Genomic DNA, 22,826 nt, shown 5'->3' with positions numbered 1-22,826 from the left:
CCCACCGCCGATGGCGGACAAGACCTGCCGCGCAACCTCCGGCCCCGCAGCATAGGCAGGACCGTCGGTCCATTCATGCTGAGCCCGGATGGGTGTCGAGGAAGACATGCCGGCAGCGAGGCCGATCGCGCCGGCCGCCATGATGTAGGGGAGGAACCCGTAACTTCCTCGCGCCGCGCCGGCTGTGGGCGGAACAGCTGATTCCATCGACGGGTCGCGGGATCGTTTCGGACGGGATGGACGACGAGGCGGCAACCTCCGGACGTGCGGGTTGCTTCCCTTGGCCGGGGTGACGATACCTTGCACCCCCACGACCGACCGGGGCTGAAATGACCGCGCTCGACCTTGTCGCCGCCTTCCTGGCCGTTGTCGGCGTCGCCGGCTGGATCAACGCGCGGTACATGCACCTGCCGACCGCCACCATCATGGTGCTGGCAGGGCTGGTCTGCGGCGGAACGCTCCTCGCGACCGCGGCCGCTTTCCAAGCGCCCAACTTCGCCACCCATCTCATTGGGAAGATCGGCGGCCTTAATTTTCCGCAGACCGTCCTGCGCGACATGCTGGGCCTGCTCCTGTTCGCCGGCGCGATGCAGGTTGATCTGGCGGAGCTCCGCAGACGCATGGGAGCGGTCTTCAGCCTTGCGACCGTCGGGGTGCTCGTCTCCACGGCCCTCGTCGGCGGCGGACTCTGGCTGACGGCAAAGGCGCTGGGCCTGCCGTTGTCGCTGCCGTGGGCCTTGGTGTTCGGCACGCTCATCAGCCCGACCGATCCGATCGCGGTCCTGGCCGCGGTCAAGCAGGGCGGGCTCTCCAAGTCCGTGGAAGCCGTGCTCCAGGGCGAAGCGCTCTTCAACGATGGCGTGGGCATCGTCTTGTTCACCGCGGCCGTGGCGGTGGCGGCGGGGGGCGAGCCTCACCCCCTGGCCGCGCTCGGTTCTGTTGGCGTCGAAGCGCTCGGCGGGCTGCTCCTCGGCGCCGCGGCCGGTTGGATCGTCGTCTCGGCCATGCGGGCGATCGATGATTACGCGGTGGAGGTCGGGCTTAGCCTCGCCTTGGCGGTCGGCGCCTATGCCCTTGCGGGCGCGCTTCATCTTAGCGGGCCCATCGCGGTCGTCGCGGCGGGCCTCGTCGTGGGAGACCGGGGATTCAAGACCGCCATGAGCGATGTCACCCAGCGCTACGTGCGCGGGTTCTGGACGCTGGTCGATGAGATCCTGAATGCGCTGCTCTTCCTCCTGCTCGGGCTCGAACTGCTGGTCATTCCCCTCGAGCTGCGCTGGGCAGGGATGTGGCTCTCTGCGATCGGACTTGTCCTGGCCGCCCGCTTCCTGGTGGTCCTTCCCTGGGGCGCCTACTTCCGCCGTCGCGAACAGGTTCGCGGCGCCAGCCTGCTCCTCGGTTGGGGCGGACTCCACGGCGCCCTATCCCTGGCCCTGGCGCTCAGCCTGCCCGAGGGGCCACCACGGGGGCTGATCCTTTCAACCACCTTCGCGGTCGTGCTGGTCTCCGTCCTGCTGCAGGGGCTCACGTTCGGCCCGCTGGCCGCTCGTCTGGCGAAACGGCCCGCAGACGGGGCAGGCGCATGACCTGATCAACCCGGTCGGCGCAGATTCCCACGACCGCCCGCGGACGCGGCGAGGCGCTGGCCTGGGTCAGGTCGGCAATGCGTGCGGCCGGCCGGAGGTCAGAGGGGCTTGCTCTCGAGCAGCGTTCCGCGGGTCAGATCCGTCACCTCCTGCGCGCCGCTGGCGCTCAGGGCCGCGGGTCCGGCGGGCAGGGGGGCGTTGGCGCGTCGTCCGTGCTGTTCGATGTCGGCGATCAGCGCCTTCATCTCGGCGATCTCCTTGACCTGGTCCCGGGTGATGCGGTCCGCAAGATAGCGGACGCGGGGGTCGCGCAGGTCGGCCTTGCGGGCGTTGTTGATGGCAATGGAGTGGTGAGGGATCATCGCCTTCATGAAGTCGACGTCATCGATCAGCGCTTGACTGCGGTTGACGCCCAGCAGAGCGACGCCGGCGACGATGGCGCCGCCCAGGACCGCGAGCTTGGCCGCGGTTGGCCGGTACATCCGCCACATGAACGCAAGCATGACAGCCGTCATGACGCAGGCCATCACCAGGGATGACACCAGGCGCGTGAGGCTGAAGAGCGCGTGGTCTGGGCTATAGACCAGCTGGTACATCAGCGGGAACATCAGCACCGTCGAGACGCCGATCATCGCCGCAAAACGCCCCCAGCCCATGCCAGTCTTCGGGTCGTCCTGCATCCGCTGTCCTCCATGTTTCCCACGGGAAACGCGGGCTCGCCGCGGAGGTTCGGCCGCCACGACAGACCCCCATCGGCCCATAGGCCGTGGCGTCGCGGCTCAGAGCGGCGGAGCTCTTACCGCTATGTATCCCGGAGCCCCAATCCTGCCCAAGGCTCCGTGCGACCGATGCGCGGGCGCCTGTTCGACCGCCGACGCCGCGCGGCCCTGGACGGGCTCCTCGTGAGACCGATGCGCGTCGCCGTCCCATGGTCCTCAAACTCGCCGGCTTGTCGCTGCAGGCGCGAGACCGCGAATCTATCCCGCTTTCCGCGAAAAGGGATGGCGGCCTCCCGGGGGGCTGGGAGGCCGCCCCGCGATCCGCGACCGCGAGGGTCGCGGATCGACGGCAGCCGGATGCGACCTTGGAGGGACCGTCCGGCCGGTGCGAAGCCTCGGTGAGCGCGCTGAAATCATGGCGCCCGCGGGCTAGCTCGCAAACGAGCGGAGCCGTCGCGGTCGTCACATCCCCGCTCGTGTTCGCGATGAGATTTACATCGCGACACGATGTAATGTCCATAGTCGAGGCTCCGGACGAACCGTGCAGGCGCCTTGGCGGCGGCTCTACCCGCCCCGCGGCGACGGCGAGATCGCCGCGGCGCATCGGCCGGCGACTGCGAATGACGGCGACGTAGGGGCTAGCGGGGCGAAGCCATCGGCGCGCCGGCAGCGGTCCCAATGGTGGCGGCGCACGGGGCGTTGACCAGCCAACCCTTTAGAAATCCGCGCCGCAGAACGCCGGCCATCACGGCGGTCCGGCGCGCTTGCGCCCGCTTCTCCGCGCCGGTGATCTGACGGATGAGGCCGCGGAAGGGCAGGCGGGCCACGGCGCGCACGGCGGCTCCGGCGACGGCGCCCGCCCCGCCTTGCGCGTCCGCGAGGTCGGGACCCAGGGTGCGGTCGAGCCGCGCGATCTCCTGTCGGGCGAGGCCGCAACCTGCCGGCCGACGGTAAGGGGCCTGTTCGGCTCTGAGCAGGATCGCCTGAGGATCGTCGCCAACCAGGTTCAGGTCTTCAAGGGGCTGGGTGAGCGCCGCGCCGACCGGTTCCGTGGCGGGCGTCGAGGCGCATCCGGCCAGCAAAAGGGCCAAGGCGGCGGGAAGGACCAGGAAACCGCCGGACGCTGGCGACGGCCGTCCCACAAGGCTTGAATTTCTCATCCGCACCTACCGTCTGCTTTTCGGACGTCGCGAGCGCATCGCACCGGCAATGCCTCGCGGTGCGATGGGTTTCACGCGGCGTCGACACTCGGGATGGACGTGGCGTGCAGCAAAGCTGCCTTGTCCTGGGAGCGTCAGGCGGCGGCGGCCATGCCTGCGATCCGTTTGGTCCGCTGTCGTGTTCAGCGGCGCGCGGCGACTGGGGTATCGACGCCCCCTCGACACCGGCCTTCGACAGCGCCCCGAGCCGCTCCGGGCGAAGCCCGAAGCCCGAAGCGGCGAGCGGCCTGGGATGCATGCAAAAGACCGCTCGCGACATTTCTGCCATGTCCCGAAGCCTTGTCGGGCTCAAAATATCGTGCTGCGATATGAAGGAACGGACTTCCGCGCCGGTGATTGGAGGAAGTTCGCCCCGCATCGGCGCGTTGCAGGTCTCGCTGGTCGGCTTTCCTCGTGGTCGCCGCCGTTCGAGACCCGTAGGCGGTAACTCCCCCGGCGATGGCGCCGCGAATCCAGCTTCGGTGCGCCCACGTGCGACCGAACCGGGGCCCGCCTGGGGCGTTAGGCCGAGTCAATTCCCGAGGAGGACACCATGAACCGCACCCCCGAGACGTCCCAGCAGAACACTGCTTCCGCCCCGCAGAACCAGGATCGCGAACCCGCCGGCCACGTCAGCCCGCAGATTGACGAGACCAAGGTGGAGCCGGACAAGCAGATCGCCGAGCTTGGAGAACAGGCGAGTGGACAGGGTTCGGGCCAGAGCTGAACGGAGGGGCCGGTGGACGCTTGACGCGGTGCAAGCCTTGCTGCAGCGCCGCGGTCCGCCAGCCGCGCGCCTTCGTGGCAACGTGCTCGTCGCTGCATACCGAACGCTCGAGAGCCCGTCGTGATTCTGAGAGCGCGCGCCGACCTCGGCCCGACCTCGGCGCCGTCGGATCTCGCGGTGAGTCGCCACGACCGAAGCACGGCGGGATGACCTATCAAGAATGGTCTACGCATGGGCCGCGCCGCCGGCCGTCGCCCGGCGTCCGAGCCGAGGAACGCCGGTGGCGGCAGGCCGGATCGGCTCCCGCGGGGCCGATCCAGCCTGCGAGATCTCCACGCCGGCGTACTTCCTTGCCATCACCCTCGCGGCAAGGCCGCTCCGCCCTGCCCGATGCCAACGCTGTTCTGGCCGCTCGGCGTGGGGGTGCCTTGGAGAAACCGGCCGCGCCAGCGGCCGCCGGCGGGGCAACCCTGCTAGGTCGCCGGGAGGGCAGGCTGTTCGGCGCCGGGGGGCGCCTGTGCAGGGCCGTCGTGTCTCGCGAGCACGGGCCGCACGAAGACCGCGACCAGCGCAACGACGAAAAGAAGGATGGCGCCGAGGGCGATCCAGGTGAGGTTGCCCCTCGGCGGGCGGGCATTGCCCTCGGTGAGCGGCTTGACTTCGCGTTCGACCATTGCGGTCCTCCATCGTTGCGGGGCGCCGGACGTTCGCTGCGGCCGCCACCCCGGCCGGGGTTGAAGGGTCCGGGGATCTGGCCAACCCCCACGAAGGCCATCCGTTCCCACCGCGGTTCCGGAGGACCGCCGCCGCCCCACGAGAGGAACCGCCCGCTCGCCGTGGCGACGGTTCAACGCACCTCACGAACGACAGGCCAATGTGACGCGGCGGCTTTCGATCTTTGACGTCGCTCTCGCGACGGGCCTGCTCGTCGCAGCCAGCCCTTCGCTCGGCGGCGATGCAGCGGGTGGGGGACGGGGGGCTCGGTTCGGGCATCGCTGCGCATGATGATCAAACCCCGCCGGGTGCGGTCCGGTCGCGATGGCCAGGCAACAAGATCCATGAGTCGCGATCATCGGTGCGCCTGGGTGATCTCGGCGGCCTGCCTCACTCTGATGTCCCCTGCGGTCCCTGGGCGTATCCGTCGAGCCCCGCCTCGACGGGCGCAGCGCGCCCCCCGCGCTTTGCGTCGATCGGGTCGGTGTTGATCGCGGCGATCGAAACAGCCCTGGAGGCGGCGGCAGAGGCTGCGGTGACGGGCCTCGGCCAATCCGCAGCCTGAGCTTGCGACCCTGCGGCCCGGCGAAGTCGATCCGGGGCAATGGCCCGTCCTGGGACGTCCGTTCAGGGGCGGACGGCTTCGGCTCGTTTCCGCAGCGCCGCCTCGATGCGGGTGAACAAGGCCTGGGGCGCGAGCGGCTTTGCGACAACGCCATCGACCCCCGCGCGGCTGGCCTCCAGCACGCGGCGCTGGTCGCCATGCCCGGTCATCAGCAGGACCGCGACAGCTGCGCCTTCCGGTTTCGCGCGCAGCGCGCGCGTGAAGTCCGCGCCGGACATGCCCGGCATCTCGTAATCGACGATGACGAGATCCGGCGGGTTCGCCAGACAGGCGCGCAGAGCGGCCGCGCCGCCCTCGGCCTCCTCCACCGTCGCGTCCGCGGCCGCGAGGATCTCCTTCACCAGGATGCGTACGTGACGGTTATCGTCCACCACGAGCACGTTCAGTCTCGAAAGACCGGGCATTCGGGCGCTCCTCTCTTGCCTAGCGGGGGGCCGTATCGGTGTGGCCCAGCCTCACCAGCAGATCTTGGAGCGCGTTGGCCACGAACTCTCCGTCCGCCGGGTCCGTTCGCCGCTTCATGAGATAGAGGAACGACATCACCTCGCGCACCTCGGTCTCCGAGAACACGGCGCGGAGCTGCAAGGGCAGCGCTGCAGATCGCGCGATACGGATGGGGTTCGGAGCGACACGGACCTGCGCCACGAGGTCCGCCGCCATCGTCAGGGCGTCGGATCGCGTCATCCTAGGCTCGTACCCGGCGGCGGCGCCGCCGCAAATAACCTGAGATAAGATCGCCGCCGACCCGTCGGGAGCGGCTGGTGCTTGACCCCTTCAGCAAAGACCTAAGCGCGCGCGACTTATTCCGCACGGTTTGACGGCCTCCCGTTCAAAGGTCTAGCGCGACAGGGTCGCGGGCCTGGACCGGCGCCGGAAATTCGATCCGGATGGCGGTCCCCGGCCCTGACAGGCGCCGGACCTCGCCGCCCAGGTCGTCGGCCAGGGACTGGACAATCCGGCTCCCCAGTCCGCCGCGTTTCGACAGGGCGCCGGTCGCCAAACCGCAGCCGTCGTCGCTGACCGTCAAGGCGATGCCCCCGTTCCGCCGGCGGAGTTCGATCTCGATCCGCCCCTGCCGGCCTGGGCCGAACGCGTGTTTCGCCGCGTTGGTGACGAGCTCGTTGACGATGAGCCCCACGCTGACCGCGTCCGCGACGGGAAGGCTGACCTTGTCGCAGCGGGACGTGATCTGCAGGCCGCCGTCCGCCCCGAGCGCCATGCCGAGGCGCTCGACCAGATCGGCGATGTAGCTGCAGAGCTCCACATCGTGGGCGCTCTCCTGCCGGCAAAGCGCCGTGTGGAGGTCGGCGATGGCGGCGACGCGGTCTCTGGCGCCCTCGAGGGCCTCGCGCACTTCCTGGCTGGACGTGCGAGCCTGCAGAGCCAGGATGGCCGACACCACGGAGAGGTTGTTCTTCACGCGATGGTTCAGCTCCCCGAACAAGTCCGCCTGGCGCTGCTCGGCGTGCTTGCGATGGGTCACGTCCACGAACAGCTGGCCGAACTCGGTGTCCGAAAGCCGCATCATATGGACTTCGTACCAATGCTCGTTGATCGGGTCGCGGAACTCGAACCTCACCGCCTGCCCGGCCAGGGCGGCGCCACAGGCCTCGAACCAGTAGGCCGGCGTGCCGGGGCGCAGCTCCCGCTGGCGACGCCCGACCGCGGCGATCTCGGGCGGGGCGCGTTTCAGGTAGACCGGATTTGCCTCGCGGATCCAATAGTCCCGAACAGCGCCCGCCGCGTCGAAGATCGCCTCGGCGACGACGAAGCCTTCGGACATATGTTCGAGCAGCGCCCGATATCGGCGCTCCGCCCGCTCGACCGGAAGTTCCTGCGCGGCTCCTTCCATCGCCAGCCCTCCTCCACCACACCGCGTCATAGCGAAGGCTGTGGGAAAGCGTTCCCGCATAATAGAACAATGTTATTCGCTAGAGATCGCCGCTGTGCGGCCCTGACAGGCTGGTGGGGAGCGCCGCCATTGGGCATGCAGTCTTAAGGACCGCGGGGCCGGCGCGCGCCGCTCATCGCGAGGAGCCCGTTCAGCCGGCCTACCGCGCGCTGGCCGGTGTGGCGTCGGCGCCTTGGACTCCCGCCACCCAGGGCGGGAAAGACAAGCTGGGGCACTTCCGGGGCGCGGTGCTGCCCCACATCTTCGAGGAGGACACCAACGGGTTCCTGGCCCGCTTCGAAGCGATGATCTCCAACGAGACGCACGCGACGCTCACCCTCGTGAACCCGCGCACAGAGGCGCCTCAGCGGCACCCTCGGCGGCCCTTCCCGCACGCGCCATGGCTAGGGTCAGGCGGTCGCGGCGACCGGAAGCCGAAAGGGTGCTCCCAGGCGGTTGAAGGCATTCATCGCGGCAATCGCGATCGTGAGGTCCACAAGGCCCTTCGGTTCGAAGGCCGCTGACGCTGCGGCATAGGATTCGTCGGAGGCCTGCGTTTCGTTCACGCGGGTCACTTCCTCGGCCCAGGCGAGCGCCGCCCGCTCCAACTCGGAGAAGAGCTCCCCGACCTCATGCCAGACCGGCAAAAGCGCGATCTTGTCGACGGACATGGTCTTGCGCAGATCGCGGCTGTGCAGATCGATGCAATGGGCGCAGCCGTTGATCTGTGACACCCGAAGGAACACGAGGTGGATCAGCTCGGATGGGAGGTTCGTGCGCGCCACCACGTAGTGGTGGACGCCATAGAGCGCCTTCGCGCCTTCTGGAGCGACCTCAGACCAGTTCAAGCGCGCCATAGGATCTCCTGACATAGGCTTCGATCGGAAGACGTGCGCCGGGTCCTGGTTGTGACATGGAGATCGGCGGACGCGTCAGAACAGGCCGTGTCCGCCACAAGGAGACTTTGGCGTCGACGCCGGGAGGAGACGTTCGCCAGGGCGCCTGATACCGCCTCGTCGTCGCGCCCGCCGGCGGGTTTGCTGAACCCTTGAGCGAGCAGGCCAAGCCTTGAGCGCCAGCCTCGCAGGCGCAGCGCGCTGACCACCCCCACATCCGCCCGATGACCCGTCGCGGACCTTGCGGGGTGGCGAGCCGGCAGAGGCACGGCGACAGGGCATTAGGATCGCCCTTGCTGGGCCCTCATGGCGACGCCTGCGGTATTGCGCCGACCTCGGTGAGCGATTTGGGTACGGCCGCATTGAAGCGCGCCGGCTCCTCAAAGGGTACGTTGTGCGCCGAGTCCTCGAACCACATCAGCCGCTTGGCGGGCGCTCGCAGCTGCTCAAAGTAGATGGCCGCGAGCCGGGAATCGGCCTGGCGGTCGTAGCGGCCGAGCATGAATATGACCGGGACCTTCACCTCAGGGATCTCCCGCGGCAGATCCAGCGTCAGCAGTTCGTCGCTCATCGCCTCCAGCGACACGGCGTTGCCGCGGAACAGCCGCCGGATCTCCCACGGTCGGACGTAGCCCCGCCGAATCCCGCGGGCCAGGAGGCCAATCAGGTTGGGCGGCTCTCGGAAGTACCCACCATACCGCTCGACGAGGCGCTGCACCGCGATCTCCCGAGGGGCGGAGAAGGGCGGCGGGCCTATGGTCGTCAGCCGCTCGATCACCTCGCGGTCGCCACGCCGCCGTGCTTCGGACTCAACGAATTCGTATTGGGAATGCTGCCGGGCCAGTTCATTGCTGACTTGGCCCACGCCGACCACGGCGGCGACCTTGTCCGGATGGGCGCGGGCGTAGAACAGCGCCAGCGCTGAGCCCCACGAGTGGCCAATGAGGATCACTCGCCGGCGCGCAAACTCGCGTCGCAGGCCCTCGACGACGGTATCCAGGTCGTTGACGTGCTGCGCCACAGTGAGCCGCCGGGGATCGGCCTGCGGGTCGAAGGACCGCGCGGTCCCCCTCTGGTCGAGGTAGACAACCAGGAAGCGCCGCTCGAGATCGGAGTTGAAGAGCTGGAACAGCGGCCGCTCGGCCCCACCCGGCCCGCCGTGGAGCCAGATCAGCAGGGGCGCCGTCCGATCATCGCCGCGGACGAGGGTGTAGAGCCGCGCATCGCCGACGTCGACGTATCGCTCGCGGCGGACCGCCTTCGGACTGGCGGCCGCGCCGCCGGCGGCGAGCAGCAGGCCCGTGGCGAGCAACGACCTGCGGCTGGGCGGACGAAGTGAGGTGGCGATCCCGGTCATCCCGCCTTTTCAAGCGGCGCCGATGCATCCGGTCTTGAACGAATGTTGCATTTGGAGGCGCCAGCGGGCCGGCGTGACGCCCGTCAACGCCGCCACGTCACGCGTCATGTGCGCTTGGTCGGCGAATCCCAAGGCGGCGGCGACCTCCGCGAGCGGCTCACGCGCCGCGAGGATGCGACGCCAGGCCGAGCGCGCCCGGGCTTCCACGCGATACCGCGAAGGGCCGACGCCATAGGCTTGCCGGAACCAGCGGAAGGCCGTCTCGCGGGCAATGCCTTCTTCGTCGGCCCAATCACCGATCCGAAGGGACGGCTCCGCGCGCAGCCGCGCGGCGAGCCGGTCCGGCGCATCCTCGAGACCTCCATTTGCTGGGGTGAACGCGGCGACGAGCTGGCGCGCCGCGCCGGCGCCATCCTCCCGGGCCTGGCGGATGATTTCGTCCACGCCGGCGACGGATCCAGGCCCCGCGGCGCCGGCGTAAAGCGATGGCAGGGGGAGGTTGAGGACCTCCACCCGCCCTGCCACCTGGTGCCGGTGCGGCGACCAGACCGGGTGAAGGATGACGTCGCCCGCGCCAAGGCGGTGACGGCCCGTTTCGCCTGCCTGTTCATAAGACCCGCGCAGCACCACCGCCGCATAGGCCTGCGAATGCGCGTGCCGCGGCAGTCGGGGAATCAGGACTTGGATGGACATCTAGGCCGCTCCCCGCGTGGTCACGAGATCAGAACGTCGACATAGGGCCGTACGCGCGGCGTCGCCATCGGTCGGCACGGGCGATGGCCACGTCCAACCCGCAACGCCCGGTGCGCCATATCGCGCGGAGGAGGACCAAACGCCGGGGCGGCATGCTCCCCGGATGTCGCCTCGCCGCCAACAGGACACGGACCTCGGCGCTGCAACAACGGGCCGGGTCATTTGCGTGCACCGACAGCTCGCGCCCTTTGCGGCGCGGATGTCGCTTCCCGAGGCTGAAGACGACAACCGCTTCGAACGGTTACTGCGCAGGCTGTCCCGGCCCGGCTTGGCCAGGGGACGACGGTGCAGGGGGATCTCACTGTCAAGCCTTGACGAGACCTTGGGCGCCGCGTTCGATCGAGGCTTGGTGCTTGGCGAGCGCCGCGCGGCTGAGACATCGCTCGCCCGCGATGTGAAGCTGGGCGGATCAGGACGCGGGGGCGAAGGGCTCCGGCACGCGATCGGAACCCTTGTCTCGCCCGCCGCCGTGAGGCCGCCGGCGCGGGGCGGTGCTAGCAAAGCGGCACGAGGATCGCAGCCGGGATCGAGAAGGCGACAGCCGCCAGGAACCCGACGCTGGTGAGCAACCCCGCCAAGGCCATGAACCTCGAGCGACCTTCGCCGACCTCCAGCAGGGTCTGGCTTCCGCCCCGATGCTCGCCCTGGGTGCGGGCCCAGGCGCGGAAGGCGACAGCGGCCCCGCTGGCGCAGATGGCGCCCGATAGCAGGAGGGCGATGGCTTGAGCGGCCGCGGTTCCGGAGAAGGCCGGTGTGGCCAGCGGCTCGTAATGCGGGTGGCAAGCCCGGCTTGCGAGCGCGGAACAGAAGATCTGGGCGACCAGCCAGGCGGAAGGCGCTGCGACGAGGCCGTAAAGGAGGGCGGGCAGGTGGACGTCGCCCCGGCCCGCGGAGGGGTGGGTCTCGGGTGAAGCGCCGCGGGTCATCAACGGAAGCCCAGACGTGGTGAGAGGAACAGGCTCGCGAACACCACCAGCCACACCGCGTCGACGAAGTGCCAGTAGAGGACCCCGACCGTCACGTGGACGTGGCGGGCGGCCGAGAACCGGCCCAGCGCCGTCCAGGCGGCGAGAAAGGCCAGGATCAGAAGACCGGCCACGACGTGGGCGATGTGGAGCCCGGTGATGGTGAAGAACAGCGAGCCGTAGGCGTCGGTCGCGGGCGTGAAGGTCTTGCCCAGCCACTCATGGACCTGCACCCCGACGAACAGGACGCCGAGTCCGAGCGCGACGACCAGGCCGGCCACGAGCCTCCCGGAAGAGCCGTTCTCGATGCCCTTCTGCCCCCACCAGGCCGCGGCGCTGGAGACGAGAAGCACCGTCGTGTTGAGGCTGGCGATGAGGAGGTCGGGCGCTCCGGAAGGCGGCCAGGCTCCGGGGGTCTGGGAGGCCAGATAGAAGTAGCTGAACAGCAGGTAGACGAAGAGCGCCGCCTCGGTGGCGATCAGGAACACCATCCCGTACCAGCCGGACGCCAGGCGGCCGGTCGGGGCGACGGGGAGAGGCGCTTCGGGGACGAGCAGCTCAGCCACGGGCGAGCTCCTTGAGAACGCTGGGCTCGCGGGGGGGCGCGAGCCAGTAGGCGGTGGCCGCGACACACAGCGCGGCCGCGCCACCGGCCACCCACCAGGCGCTCCAGAGCAGGCCGAAGAAGAGGACCATAAGCGCCAATGACAGCAGCAGGGGCGCCAGGCTGTCCCCCGGCATCCGCAGGATGCTGTCCGCCTCGGCGTCGAGGACGCTGGTGGCGAGGGTCTCGCGGCCCCGGTCGAGGACGATCTCGCTGTCGATCACGGAGCGGGCCTCCACATGGCCAAGCCGGTCTTCCCAGAGCGGGTGGCGACTGGCGATGATTGGAATGCGGCGGAAATTGTAGGCCGGCGGCGGCGATGGGACGGCCCACTCCAGGGTTGCCGCGTCCCACGGGTTGGACCCCGCGGGCGCGCCGCGCCGAAGGCTCACCCAGAAATTGTAGATTGTGATCAGGATGCCGACCGAAAGGATCACCGCGCCGATCGAGATCAGAAGATTGGAGAGATCCCAGCCCATGTGGGCGGGGTAGGTGTAGATCCGCCGCGGCATGCCGCGCAGGCCCGTCAGATGCATCGGCAGGAACGCCACGTTGAATCCCACGAACGAGATCCAGAAGCCGAGCTTGCCCCGTCGCTCATCCGCGAGCCGGCCGGTGAATTTCGGGAACCAGTAATAGAGCCCGCCGATCACCGGAAAGACGTTGATGCCCAGCAGGACGTAATGCAGGTGGGCCACGACAAAATAGGTGTCGGTCAATTGCCAGTCCAAGGGCACGGCCGCGGTCATGAAGCCTGAGACCCCGCCCATCACGAAGAGCAGGATGAAGCCCGCGAAATAATAGAAGGGCGTCCTGAAGACCGGCCGCCCGGTCCAGATGGTGCCGATCCACGCGAAGACGGAGACGGCGCTCGGAATGGCGATGACCATGCTTGCGGCGCCGAAGAACGACAGCGCCAGGCCGGGCAGCCCGGTTGCGAACATGTGGTGCACCCACACCCCGAAGCCCACCACCATGGTGGCCACCGTGGCCAGGGCCACGGCCGTGTAGCCGACGAGCGGGCGGCGGCAGAAGGTCGGCAGAGCGTCGGACACGATCCCCATGGCCGGGAGCACGAGGGCGTAGACCCAGGGATGGCCGAACACCCAGAAGAGGTGCTGCCAGAGCAACGGCTGGCCGCCCCCGACCGGATCGTAGAAGTGCATGCCGAACTGTCGGTCGAACCACAGCAGCAGGCAGGCGCCGCTGAGCGCCGGGATCGCGAACAGGTTGGCCACCGAGGCCGTCAAGGTCCCCCAGACCAGGATCGGCATGCGGTTGATCGACATGCCCGGGGCGCGCGTCCGCATCAGGGAGACGATGAAATTGATCGACCCCACCGTCGTCGAGACGCCGAGGAAGATGAGGCCCAGGGCGTAGACGTCGATGTTGATGGCGGGGTCGTACTCCTTCCCGGCCAGGGGGACGTAGTTGAACCAGCCCGCGTTCGGGGCATGGCCGACCAGGAAGGTGGAATAGATGAAGACGCCGGCCGCCAGATAGACCCAGTAGGAGAAGGCGTTGAGGCGCGGGAAGGCCATGTCGCGCGAGCCCAGGAGCAGGGGCCACAGGAAGTTCGAGAAGCCCGACAGCATCGGCAGGGCGTAGAGGAAGATCATCGTCACGCCGTGCATGGTGAACAGCTGGTTGTATTGCGCGGGCGTGAGCAGGGTCTGGTCCGGCCGGGCCAGTTGCGCGCGCATCACCAGCGCCTCGACGCCGCCGATGAGCAGGAAGACGAAGGCGGTGACCAGGTAGCGCTTGCCGATCTCCTTGTGATCGACGCTCGACAGCCAGCCGACCAGGCCCGGCCGGGTTTCCCAGAGACCCGCCAACTTGCGATCGAGGGGCGGGGAGTGGGCTGAGACTGTCGCGTCGGCCATGGCTAGCGCCCTATTTCAGCGTCTGCAGATAGGCGACGACCTGCGCCCGTTCGGTTCCGGAAAGCGGGACCCTCGGCATCTCCACCCCAGGCTTGAAGGCCTGTGGATCGGCGATCCATGCGGAGAGGCGTCTGGCGTCGTTGGGGATCGTCGCCGCCGCGAGCGTGAGCCGGCCGGCCACGTGACTGAGATCGGGGCCCAGGATTCCACCGGCCGGCGTGCCCGCAACCGTGTGGCAGCTGGCGCACGCCTTGGCGAAGACGGCCGCCCCCGCCGCCGGCGCCCCGATGAGCTGGACGGGCGGGGGCGCGAGTTGGCGCGCCCGCCAGGCGGCGTAACGCGCGGGGTCGTCCGCGATGACCTCCAGGCCCATCCGCGCATGCTGCAGGCCGCAGAACTCCGCGCACTGTCCCCGGTATCGCCCAGGCGCCGCGGCCTGCATCCAGGTGACGTTCTTGACCCCGGGGATGACGTCCATCTTCCCCGCGAGTTTCGGGATCCAGAAGGAGTGGATGACATCGGGCGAGGTCAGTTCGACCCGCACCGGCGCGCCGGTGGGAATGTGGATCTCATTGGCCGTCGAGAAGACCTCGCCGGAGGGACTGAGATAGCGGACCTCCCACCACCACTGATGGGCCGTCACCTGCAAGGTCAGCCGAGGGGGGCTGGCCGGGTGAAGCACCTGTCCCAGGACCAGCAGGACCCAGACGGTGCAAATCGCCAGCACGGGCACGGAGATCGCCAGTCCGCCGTAGATCCAGCGGAGGCCTTCGCCCGCCCCCCCGGCGACCTCGAGCGTGTGCTCCTCCTCTGGCGCGGCGCGGCGCCGCCAGATCGCCGCCGCCAGCGCAAGGGCGATCGCCACCACCACGGCGATCGACACCGCGCCCAGCCCCCAGGCCAGGCCCGCCAGCGGCGACGCCGCCGGCCCGGCCGCCTCCAGATAGGAGAGCGGCGCGCGGCTCATGGGTTCGCCGACTGGGCCGCCGGCGCCGAGCCGCCCTTGGCGCCTGCAACCGCCCCGGTGCCGCCGGGCGGCGAGGTGCTCCTGGCGGAAAGGTCGCCTTGCCGGGCGGACTGATAGGCTCCGGGCGCCGTCGCCCCGCCGAACGACTGGATATAGGCGGTGAGCTTCCAGATCTGATCGGGCGGCAGCGCCTGTGACCACGCCGGCATGCCCTGGGGACGCCCACCGGCGATGCTGCGATAGATGGCGGCCGGCGATCCGCCGTACCGCCAGTAACCGTCCTTCAAGTTCGGGCCCATGGATCCGCCCAGGTCGTAGCCATGGCAGCCGGCGCAGTTCATCGCCACGAATAGCCGCTTGCCCCCGGCGATCGCGGTCGGCCGCCCGTCCAGGGGATTGAAGATCGCAGCTCCGACCTCGGCGTGGCCGCTGCCGGCGAGGTCGCCGCTGGGCAGCCAGGCCAGGTCTCGCGGCGCACGGGCCGTCGCCGGCGATGGCCTGTCGGCGGGCCGATGGCAGCTGGCCAGGGCCACGACGGACAGCAACAGGAGGACGCAGGGTCTCATGCCGTCCCTCAATCGTCCGCCTTCAAGGGCGGCCCCGGCGCCGCGCCCGTCGCATGGGTCTCCTTGAACCCCGGCCCGCCGTGCAGGTCGTTCCGGCCCAGGCTGAAGACGTAGAGGGTGTTGCCGCGCGCGGGGAAGCCGGCCTGCTGGCTCTCCACCATCGCGGCGCCGCCGACGCCGGCGTAGATTGCGATGTATTCCTGGCCATCCGGACCGGTGTAGGCGATCGGCTGGGAGACGATCCCCGATCCCAGCTTCTGGGACCAGAGCACCCGGCCGTCCCGGGCGTCGACGGCGCGGAACCAGCCATCGACGGTGCCGTAGAAGACCAGGTCAGAGGCGGTCGTCAGGGCGCCGCTCATGACCAGGAATTTCTCCTTGATCTCCCAGACCTTCTTCCCGTGCACGGGATCCCAGGCGATGAAGGCGCCCCAGTTGCCGCCCGGCCCGGCATGGCGGGTCATCTCCATCCCGTCGTAGGGGGTGCCGGCGATGTAGGATTGCGGATGGTCGGTTACGTCCATGCAGACGTTGAACAGGCCCGTGTAGAGCAGGCCCGTCCGGGGTGAGAACGCCGAGGGCTGCCAGTCCTTCACCCCGATGTCCGTGGGACAGGCGTTCTCCAGCTTGATGTTGGGGCGGGGCTGCATCGCCGGATTGATGACCGGCATGCCGGTCTTGAGGTCGATGCCGCTCGCCCAGTTGAGGTTGCCGAACGGCGCCGCCAGCAGCACCTCCCCCGTCTGGCGGTCGATGGTGTAGGCGAAGCCGTTCCGGTTGAACTGGACCATCGCCTTGCGCCTCTGACCCTTCCAGGGGATGTCGATCAGGACGTTTTCGTTCACGCCGTCGTAGTCCCACTGATCGTGAGGCGTGAACTGGTAGGCCCACTTGGCCATGCCGGTGTCGGCGTCCCGGGACCAGACGGCCGCGCTCCACAGGTTCAGACCCGGACGCTGGGCCGGCACCCTCGGACTGGGGTTGGAGGTGCCGTAGTAGATCGCGTTGAGCTCGGGGTCGTAACTGACCCATCCCCAGGACGCGGCGCCGCCATGGACCGCCATGCCCTTCGGCCAGGTGGTCTCCCCGAGATCCTTGCCCTTCATCCAGGCATAGAAGGGCTTGAAGTCCGCGCCGATCCGCACCTGGTCGTCGGGACCGGTGTTGTAGGCGCGCCAGATTTCCCGGCCGCTGCGCACATCGAGCGCAGCCAGCCATCCGTGGACGCCGAGCTCCCCGCCCGAGTTTCCGACATAGACCTTATCGCCGTAGACGGTCGCGGCCATCGTCATGGTCGCCCCGTTCTCGACGTTGTCCATCTTGGTGCGCCAGACCTCCCGGCCGGTCCTGGCGTCGATGGCGACGGTGTGTGCGTCCAGCAGGTTGTAGATCAGTTTGCCGTCGGCCAGGGCCCAGCCGCGCAGCACCGCGTCGCAGCAGGCCTTGCCGATGGCCATTGGCGAAGGGTTGGGGGCGAAGCTCCACTTTATGGGCGCGCCGGGCTTCGCAAGGTCCAGGGCGTAGGCGATGTTGGGGTAGGGGGTCACCACGTACATGGTGTCGCCGACAACCAGCGGGGCGCCCTCGTGGCCGTACATGGCGCCGTCGGAGAAGGTCCAGGCGACGTGGAGGCCGGCCACGTTGCCGGGCGTGATCTGATCCAGCGGGCTGTAACGGGTGTTGGCGTAGTCGCGGCCCTGACTCGGCCAGTCGCCAGGGGCGGGGTTGGGGGCGAAATTGGCGGTTGCGCCGGTCCAGCCCTCGAGGTGCTCAAGCGGCACGGTCCGCCCCTGCTTGGGGGAGGCCGGCTCCTGGCAGGCGCTCAGCCCGAGGGCGGCGCCCAGGGCGGTTCCGAGCGCCAGATGCCATACGAACGGGTTCGGACCGGGCATCGTCTCTCCGTCAGGCTAGGGCGGTCGGCCGTGGACGCTCGGACATGACCCTGGCGAGGCGTTCCAGGGTGACGGCGAGGAACACGCTGCAGCCGGGAACCCACATGATCAGGCCGCCGAGTTGCTGGTCCCGCGCCTGGCTGAGGCCCCAGGCGTCGGGCGTCAGCGCGTGGGGGGCATAGAGAAGGCGGTGGGTCAGGGTGATGAGCGCGCCCAGGAACGTCATCTGCAGCGTGCAGACAGCGCCCGTGGCGAGGGCGCCGAGCGCCTGCTCCGGCCCTGGACGCAGGAGCGCGGTCCACGCCAGCAGGGCCGTTCCGATGATGCTGATGTGCATCAGCCAGTAGACCAGATCGGAGGAGAAGGTCGCGGCGTAAGGCCCGGGCGCATGCCAGAACCAGATCGCGAGCGTGAAGGCCGGCGCCGCGAAGACCGGCTTGGCGAGCCCGGAAAGCCTTCGGGGCCAGAGGGCGAGATCCGGCCAGAGACGGTCGAGGACGATCCCGGGCCGACCAAGGACCAGCAGAGGCGCGGCGAGAAGGCTCAGCGCCATGTGCTGTCCCACGCGGGCCGCGAACAGCGAGACGGACAAGGCGCAGAGGGGAGAAATCAAGGCCAGGGTCAGCGTCGCCCATCCCGAGGCGAAGGCCCATGCGCGCCACGGCGGAAGACGGGCGGCCTGGCCAGGCGCGCGACCCCGCGCGAGACCCGCCAGATAGAAACCAAGACCCAGGAGCAGGGCGGCCAGCAGCAGGGGATCGAGATTCCACCGGCTCCAAAGGACGTCGGGCTGGGGGGGCGCGCCGCAGTAGGGAGTCGATGTGATCGCCATGTCTGCCGCGCCTCCGCCCCGGCGGCCGATTACCTCGGGTTACGAGGTAGTTGCGATATAACTCCAGCGAGGCCGTGTGGTTCCGGCCGCTGGGGCGTGGCCGCGGGTCCGCTGCGGAGGTCGGCTGGCCGTACCGGGGTTCACCGGCTATCAATCCCCGGTGGCCCGTCACCCGACCCCCCAGGACTACCAGACGCTGGCCGCCTTCCGGGTCAGGCTGCGCAAGTTCTTCGCGTTCAGTGCGCAGGCGGCCGCGGACGCCGGTGTGGCGCCGCAGCAGTACCAGGCTCTGCTGGCCATCAAGGGGCACCAGGGGCCCGGGCGCCCCTCGATCACCCACCTCGCCGAACAGCTCCTGGTGCGGCAGCACACGGCCGTGGAGTTGGCGAAGCGCCTGGACAGCGCCGGGCTGGTCCTGCGCGAACGGGACATCCAGGACCGTCGCGTCGTGCTGCTCAGCCTCACGCCGAAGGCGGAATCGATCATGTCCAACCTGGCCGGCATCCACCTGGAGGAACTGCGTCTGCTCGCCCCTGGCCTGGCCGAACTCCTGGAGCGAGTGGCGCAGGACTAGCGGGCGAGACGCCGGGGCGCCGCGCTGTGCGACGAGAGCCTTGGTCCGCCGCCGGTCGTTCGCCAGCCACCGGCGGCCGAGCGGTCTCCGGTCTGGGGTCCGCGATCTGCGCGCCTGCGTCCGCCCCACCGGCGTCGGGCGCAGGCGCCGTTGCGCCATCGTCCCCGGGGGTTTCACGCTGAGGGGGATATCCCTTCGCGCGTGGGCCGCCGGAGGGAAGGGGTCGCGCGGCGGCCACCGAGCGACGGTCGCGCACGACGTCACGCGTCGACCCCCGCGGAGCACATTGCGATCGCCCGCAGGTCGAGGTCAGGTCCGGGCGCCGCGTCGGCCCGTCGCGGCGCGGGGCGGCGCGGTCGCGGTCAGCGCCGCCAGTGGCCCCGTCGCTCGTCCCAACGCCCGTAGCGTCGGTCACTCGGATATCCGCTGAAGCCGTAGCCACAGGGGTCGTCGCGCTTGGCAAGCTGGTTGCCGATTATGCCGCCGGCGACACCGCCGATGGCGGCGCCGGCGGCGTCATCGCGGGCAATGGCCGCGCCGGCCGCCGCGCCCAGCACCGCGCCTCCAGCCGTCGCGGCCGCGCGATTGCGCTCGTAGTCGCGACGACAGGCGTCGGCCCACCCGCCGGAGGTCGAGGCGCAACCGCTCAGGGCGACGGCGAACGTGAGAAGAAGGGCGCTTCGGTGCATCTCCGGTCTCCTGAACCAGCACGGCAACGTCCGGCGCCGCGCGCCTGTTCCTCGCTCAGCCGCCGAGTGTGGCAAGGTGGAAAGGAAGACGCTTCGACGGCTCGGGGTCGGCCGTGTTCCGAACGGTGACGGTGGGGGTTCCTGTTGGCGTCGCGCCCGCGTCGCATTCGCCGCACGAAGGCTGAGACGCCGCGCGCCGCCCGAGCTTCCACCGCCCTCCACGGCGAAAGACGACGCAGGGCGCTATTGAGAGAGCTGGACGCCCATTCTTGAGGCCGAGGGGAGTCGCCGATCAGGACCCCGCATTCCCGCCGATCATTGCGGACCAATGAGGCCCGTAGTGCGGGGTGACCCGCGCTTCGAAGGCGTCAAGACGGCCGGCCAGCCGCTGACGTTCCTCAGCCAGCGCGGGCGCGGCGGCCGCTGGCGACCGGACCTGCGGCCGATAGTCGGCGATCTCCTTCAGCAAGGCCATCAGCTTGCCATAGGCTGGCGTGCCTTCCGTGGGGTGTTGGTCGAGCAGCGCGGTGGCGGTTTCCATCGCCGCCTCGAACTGCTCCGGCGTCTGGATCATTTTGGGTCCCTCGATGCAGGGCGCGCGACGCCGCCGTCGCGCTGACTGAACCTGAAACATCATGAAACGATCTATTTCGCAAATTCGGTTGCGACGACCCGGACGATGACGTCCATCGCGGAGGGCGCGACGAAGCGCGCGGTCCCCTGGGCGGCAGGTTCGCAGGACAGGCTGCTGGGGTGGCCGGTGGGTCCAGGCGGACCGGGGCGTCACTTGCCATCACGAGGCCGGGGCCCTTCTAAAATCGCCGGGACCTTCCATGACCGCGGACGCCCCATGCGCACCGTCGCCGGGTTCCACCTGGGCAGAGCGCTCGCGTCATCCGCCGAATCTCCGCGTCACCTCCGGCAGGTAGCTTGGACCCACGGGCACGGCGGTTCCGTCGGTCAGCAGCAGGGCCGGGCGCCCCACCGCAGATCCGTGCAGAGCGGTCACCGCCTCCGGCCGCACGATGGCCGAACGGTGCACCCTCAAGAGGGCCGGCGGCGGATGGCTGGCCTCGATCGCGGCCATGGTGGCGCGCAGGATGTGGCTGCGCTCCGCGGTATGGAGGAGGGCATAGTCCTTTGCCGCTTCGATCCAGATGATCGCGGCGAGCGGCGCGAAGGCCAGGCCCTGGCGGCCCTGCACCCAGAACCCTTCCGCCGCGGGATCTGCGTCGCTGGTCACCGGCGTGGAGACCGGGCTCGCCTGGCGGCGCCGGCGTGCGCGATCGACCGCCTGGCGCAGACGCTCGAGGCGCAGCGGCTTCAGGACGTAGTCCGCCGCCTCGACGTCGAAGGCGTCCACGGCGTGGCTGTCGTAGGCGGTCAGGAAGATGATCTCCGGCCGGTCCTGCGGCGACAGGGCGGCGGCCACGCCCAGGCCGGTTCGGCCCGGCATCTGGATGTCCAGGACCGCCACGTCGGGCCGCAGCTCGGCGATCCGTTGCAGCGCTTCGACGCCGTTGGCCGCCGCGCCCACCACTTCGGTTCCGGGGATGTCGCCGAAGGCCGCGCGCAGTCGCTCCAGCGCCAGCGGCTCGTCATCGGCGATCAGGACGCGCAGGGGATCGCCTGTCATGCCGCCACCGCGGTGATGGCGAGCGGCAGGCGTACCCGGGCCCGGAATCCTTCGCCCTCGACGACGGTCTCCAGCTCTGCCCGTTCGCCGTAGATGAGGGCGAGGCGGTCGCGGACGTTGGTCAGTCCGACGCCGACCCCGGGTGGGGGCCGAATGTCCGCGCCCGGCCCGGCGCCCGTGTCGGCCACCTCCACGAGCAGGTCGCCGCGGTCATGACGCGCCGAGACCCGAACCTGCACCGGGCGCATGGCGGGGGACACCGCGTGCTTGATGGCGTTCTCCACCAGGGGCTGGAGCAGGAAGTTCGGGATCTGCGCCTCGCGCAGGTCGGCGGGTATGTCCCACGCCACGCTCAGGCGTGAGCCAAAGCGGGCGTGTTCGATCTCGAGATAGGTCTGCAGGGTGACCAGTTCGTCCTCCAGGCTCGTGAACGGGCGGGCGTCGGCGGTCAGGGCGGCCCGGAGGAAACCGGACAGCCGGTCGATCATCTCCTCCGCCGCCGCGTTGCGTCCGCTCGCCACCAGCGAGCCGATAGCGTTCAGCGTGTTGAACATGAAGTGGGGGTTGAGCTGGTGGCGCAGCACCGCGAGCTGGGCGGTGACGGCCTCGGTTCGCGCGGCCGCGAGCTGGGCGTCGCGCTCGCGGGTCTCGGCGGTCCAGCGCAGCATCGTGGCGGAGATGGCGAAGACGCTGTGCAGGGTCGCGAAGACGACCACGTGGGAGGAGGCGACGAGGGCCATCACCAATCCGCGCAGGACACTGTCGGAGATGATCCGGCGCTGCAGTCGCCCCTCGCCCATGACGGTGCGCAGGACCTCGTCCAGCTGCATGTCGAGTGCGGTCTGCAGGGCGGTCAGGCCGAGGACGGCGAGCACCAGCACGGCAATGCGCCCACCCGCGCGCCCCTTCGCGGCTGAGATCCGCCAAAGCCCCAGGCTGAAGGCCGCGCCGGTCAGCGCCATGAGCAGGGCGCGGGTCAGATTGACCGGCAGACCCTCGACGTCGGTCGCCAGCACGCTGGCCGCCATGGCCACGAACCCCAGCGCCCAGAGACCCAGGATGAGGCGCCGGACCTCGGTGGGCGGCAATGCAGGGGCGAAGAGGAGCCTGGGCGGCACGCGGCGCTCGGGGACATGGGACAGGGACCCGGCAGGATAGCCCTGCAGGACGGTCCTGGCGTCAAGCTTCGTCGCAGCCTCGTCGCACGCCCGTCGTTCCGTCGCAGCCCCGTCGCTCGGTCGCAGCGGGCGCGACAGGTGGGCCAGGGGCGGGGATAGGGCCGTCGAACTCAGACGGAAAGCCCACGCCATGTCCCGGATCCTCGCCGCCACGCTCGCGGCGCTCGCCCTCGCCAACCCCGCTTCCGCCGAGGACGCGGCCCCGGACCTCACGGTGGCCGCGACGCCCGAAGCGGCGCCCTGCGCCGGCAAGCCCTCGCGCAAGGGCCCCGGCATGGGCGCGCTGCTGTCGGCCGCCAACCGGGCCGGGGCGGGCGACCTGCTGAGCGGCCGTTCCGGCGCGTTTCTCGGCGGCGGTAAGAGGAGCGCCATCGCCGGCGCCGTGCTGGGGTCTGCGCTCAGCGCGGCGAACTCGGACGACGCGGTATCGAGCTTCGGCGGCGGGTACGCGGGTCCGACGATGGCGCCCGGCGGCGGGAACAAGACCGCCCAGATCGCCGCCGTCGCGGCCACCACCCTCATCGGCCTCGCCCAGTCGCAGGCGGCCGCGCCGGCCTGCCCCCGCTGAGCGCC

Annotated in this window: 24 protein-coding genes; 4 read left to right on the top strand and 20 right to left on the bottom strand. The window is 69.8% G+C overall.

Going from position 1 to position 22,826, the window contains the following annotated elements:
• The first annotated feature begins 329 nt into the window (after positions 1–329).
• A complete protein-coding gene (locus ACODSY_RS10620; RefSeq protein ID WP_488951709.1) occupies positions 330–1,586 on the top strand; it encodes a cation:proton antiporter in 1,257 nt (418 codons plus the stop codon).
• Positions 1,587–1,684: 98 nt separating this feature from the next.
• Here ACODSY_RS10620 and ACODSY_RS10615 read toward each other — a convergent pair whose 3' ends face one another.
• Both ACODSY_RS10615 and ACODSY_RS10610 read right to left on the bottom strand, forming a co-directional pair.
• Positions 1,685–2,266 carry a DUF305 domain-containing protein gene (locus ACODSY_RS10615; protein WP_488951708.1) on the bottom strand — a complete coding sequence of 194 codons (582 nt, stop codon included), beginning with the start codon at positions 2,264–2,266 and terminating at the stop codon, positions 1,685–1,687.
• Between the two features lie 677 nt (positions 2,267–2,943).
• A complete protein-coding gene (locus tag ACODSY_RS10610; RefSeq protein WP_488951707.1) occupies positions 2,944–3,396 on the bottom strand; it encodes a hypothetical protein in 453 nt (150 codons plus the stop codon).
• Positions 3,397–4,057: 661 nt separating this feature from the next.
• Here ACODSY_RS10610 and ACODSY_RS10605 point away from each other — a divergent pair.
• Positions 4,058–4,231: a hypothetical protein gene (locus ACODSY_RS10605; RefSeq protein ID WP_488951706.1), complete on the top strand. Its 174-nt coding sequence runs from the start codon at positions 4,058–4,060 to the stop codon at positions 4,229–4,231.
• Between the two features lie 473 nt (positions 4,232–4,704).
• Here the strand turns inward: ACODSY_RS10605 and ACODSY_RS10600 are convergent, their stop codons facing one another.
• The 14 genes from ACODSY_RS10600 to ACODSY_RS10535 all read right to left on the bottom strand — a co-directional run bounded on the left by ACODSY_RS10600 (position 4,705) and on the right by ACODSY_RS10535 (position 18,176).
• Positions 4,705–4,905, bottom strand: a complete 201-nt coding sequence (locus ACODSY_RS10600) for a hypothetical protein (RefSeq protein WP_488951705.1) — start codon at positions 4,903–4,905, stop codon at positions 4,705–4,707.
• A 667-nt stretch (positions 4,906–5,572) separates the two neighbouring features.
• Entirely contained in the window at positions 5,573–5,974 is a 402-nt protein-coding gene (locus ACODSY_RS10595) for a response regulator (protein WP_488951704.1), read from the bottom strand.
• A 19-nt stretch (positions 5,975–5,993) separates the two neighbouring features.
• Positions 5,994–6,254: a hypothetical protein gene (locus tag ACODSY_RS10590; RefSeq protein ID WP_488951703.1), complete on the bottom strand. Its 261-nt coding sequence runs from the start codon at positions 6,252–6,254 to the stop codon at positions 5,994–5,996.
• A gap of 145 nt (positions 6,255–6,399) precedes the next feature.
• Positions 6,400–7,422: a sensor histidine kinase gene (locus ACODSY_RS10585; RefSeq protein ID WP_488951702.1), complete on the bottom strand. Its 1,023-nt coding sequence runs from the start codon at positions 7,420–7,422 to the stop codon at positions 6,400–6,402.
• Between the two features lie 449 nt (positions 7,423–7,871).
• On the bottom strand, positions 7,872–8,318 hold the full coding sequence (locus ACODSY_RS10580; protein ID WP_488951701.1) for a carboxymuconolactone decarboxylase family protein: 447 nt from the start codon (positions 8,316–8,318) through the stop codon (positions 7,872–7,874).
• A gap of 343 nt (positions 8,319–8,661) precedes the next feature.
• Positions 8,662–9,714, bottom strand: a complete 1,053-nt coding sequence (locus ACODSY_RS10575) for an alpha/beta fold hydrolase (protein ID WP_488951699.1) — start codon at positions 9,712–9,714, stop codon at positions 8,662–8,664.
• Between the two features lie 9 nt (positions 9,715–9,723).
• Entirely contained in the window at positions 9,724–10,407 is a 684-nt protein-coding gene (locus tag ACODSY_RS10570; protein ID WP_488951697.1) for a helix-turn-helix domain-containing protein, read from the bottom strand.
• 554 nt (positions 10,408–10,961) lie between these two features.
• Complete coding sequence (locus ACODSY_RS10565) at positions 10,962–11,393, bottom strand: hypothetical protein (RefSeq protein WP_488951696.1); 432 nt, start codon at positions 11,391–11,393, stop codon at positions 10,962–10,964.
• Complete coding sequence (locus ACODSY_RS10560) at positions 11,393–11,998, bottom strand: cytochrome c oxidase subunit 3 (RefSeq protein ID WP_488951695.1); 606 nt, start codon at positions 11,996–11,998, stop codon at positions 11,393–11,395. The genes ACODSY_RS10565 and ACODSY_RS10560 overlap by 1 nt, the downstream gene beginning before the upstream one ends.
• On the bottom strand, positions 11,991–13,919 hold the full coding sequence (gene ctaD, locus ACODSY_RS10555) for a cytochrome c oxidase subunit I (protein ID WP_488951694.1): 1,929 nt from the start codon (positions 13,917–13,919) through the stop codon (positions 11,991–11,993). The genes ACODSY_RS10560 and ctaD overlap by 8 nt, the downstream gene beginning before the upstream one ends.
• A gap of 10 nt (positions 13,920–13,929) precedes the next feature.
• Positions 13,930–14,886: a cytochrome c oxidase subunit II gene (coxB, locus tag ACODSY_RS10550; RefSeq protein WP_488951692.1), complete on the bottom strand. Its 957-nt coding sequence runs from the start codon at positions 14,884–14,886 to the stop codon at positions 13,930–13,932.
• Positions 14,883–15,452, bottom strand: coding sequence for a c-type cytochrome (locus tag ACODSY_RS10545; protein WP_488951691.1), 570 nt, complete (start codon positions 15,450–15,452; stop codon positions 14,883–14,885). The genes coxB and ACODSY_RS10545 overlap by 4 nt, the downstream gene beginning before the upstream one ends.
• Before the next feature lie 8 nt (positions 15,453–15,460).
• Positions 15,461–17,344, bottom strand: a complete 1,884-nt coding sequence (locus tag ACODSY_RS10540) for a PQQ-dependent dehydrogenase, methanol/ethanol family (protein WP_488951690.1) — start codon at positions 17,342–17,344, stop codon at positions 15,461–15,463.
• Between the two features lie 10 nt (positions 17,345–17,354).
• Complete coding sequence (locus tag ACODSY_RS10535) at positions 17,355–18,176, bottom strand: cytochrome c oxidase assembly protein (RefSeq protein WP_488951689.1); 822 nt, start codon at positions 18,174–18,176, stop codon at positions 17,355–17,357.
• 160 nt (positions 18,177–18,336) lie between these two features.
• On the opposite strand from ACODSY_RS10535, the gene ACODSY_RS10530 reads away from it, so the two are divergent.
• Entirely contained in the window at positions 18,337–18,750 is a 414-nt protein-coding gene (locus ACODSY_RS10530) for a MarR family winged helix-turn-helix transcriptional regulator (RefSeq protein WP_488951688.1), read from the top strand.
• Between the two features lie 362 nt (positions 18,751–19,112).
• On the opposite strand, the gene ACODSY_RS10525 is transcribed toward ACODSY_RS10530, so the two are convergent.
• From ACODSY_RS10525 to ACODSY_RS10510, 4 genes are all read right to left on the bottom strand, one after another.
• On the bottom strand, positions 19,113–19,439 hold the full coding sequence (locus tag ACODSY_RS10525; RefSeq protein ID WP_488951687.1) for a YMGG-like glycine zipper-containing protein: 327 nt from the start codon (positions 19,437–19,439) through the stop codon (positions 19,113–19,115).
• Positions 19,440–19,731: 292 nt separating this feature from the next.
• Positions 19,732–20,013 (bottom strand): hypothetical protein, encoded by a 282-nt coding sequence (locus ACODSY_RS10520; protein ID WP_488951686.1) that lies wholly within the window; start codon positions 20,011–20,013, stop codon positions 19,732–19,734.
• Positions 20,014–20,331: 318 nt separating this feature from the next.
• On the bottom strand, positions 20,332–21,075 hold the full coding sequence (locus ACODSY_RS10515; RefSeq protein WP_488951685.1) for a LytR/AlgR family response regulator transcription factor: 744 nt from the start codon (positions 21,073–21,075) through the stop codon (positions 20,332–20,334).
• Positions 21,072–22,385: a sensor histidine kinase gene (locus tag ACODSY_RS10510; protein WP_488951684.1), complete on the bottom strand. Its 1,314-nt coding sequence runs from the start codon at positions 22,383–22,385 to the stop codon at positions 21,072–21,074. The genes ACODSY_RS10515 and ACODSY_RS10510 overlap by 4 nt, the downstream gene beginning before the upstream one ends.
• Between ACODSY_RS10510 and ACODSY_RS10505 the strand changes: the two genes are divergently transcribed.
• Positions 22,384–22,821 (top strand): hypothetical protein, encoded by a 438-nt coding sequence (locus tag ACODSY_RS10505; protein ID WP_488951683.1) that lies wholly within the window; start codon positions 22,384–22,386, stop codon positions 22,819–22,821. The two genes, ACODSY_RS10510 and ACODSY_RS10505, sit on opposite strands and share 2 nt — an antisense overlap.
• Positions 22,822–22,826: the final 5 nt, after the last annotated feature.

It is taken from the genome of Phenylobacterium sp. FG114 (genome assembly GCF_057809855.1).
Note: the sequence above shows the minus strand (reverse complement) of the source record. Positions and strands in the feature narration are given on the sequence as shown.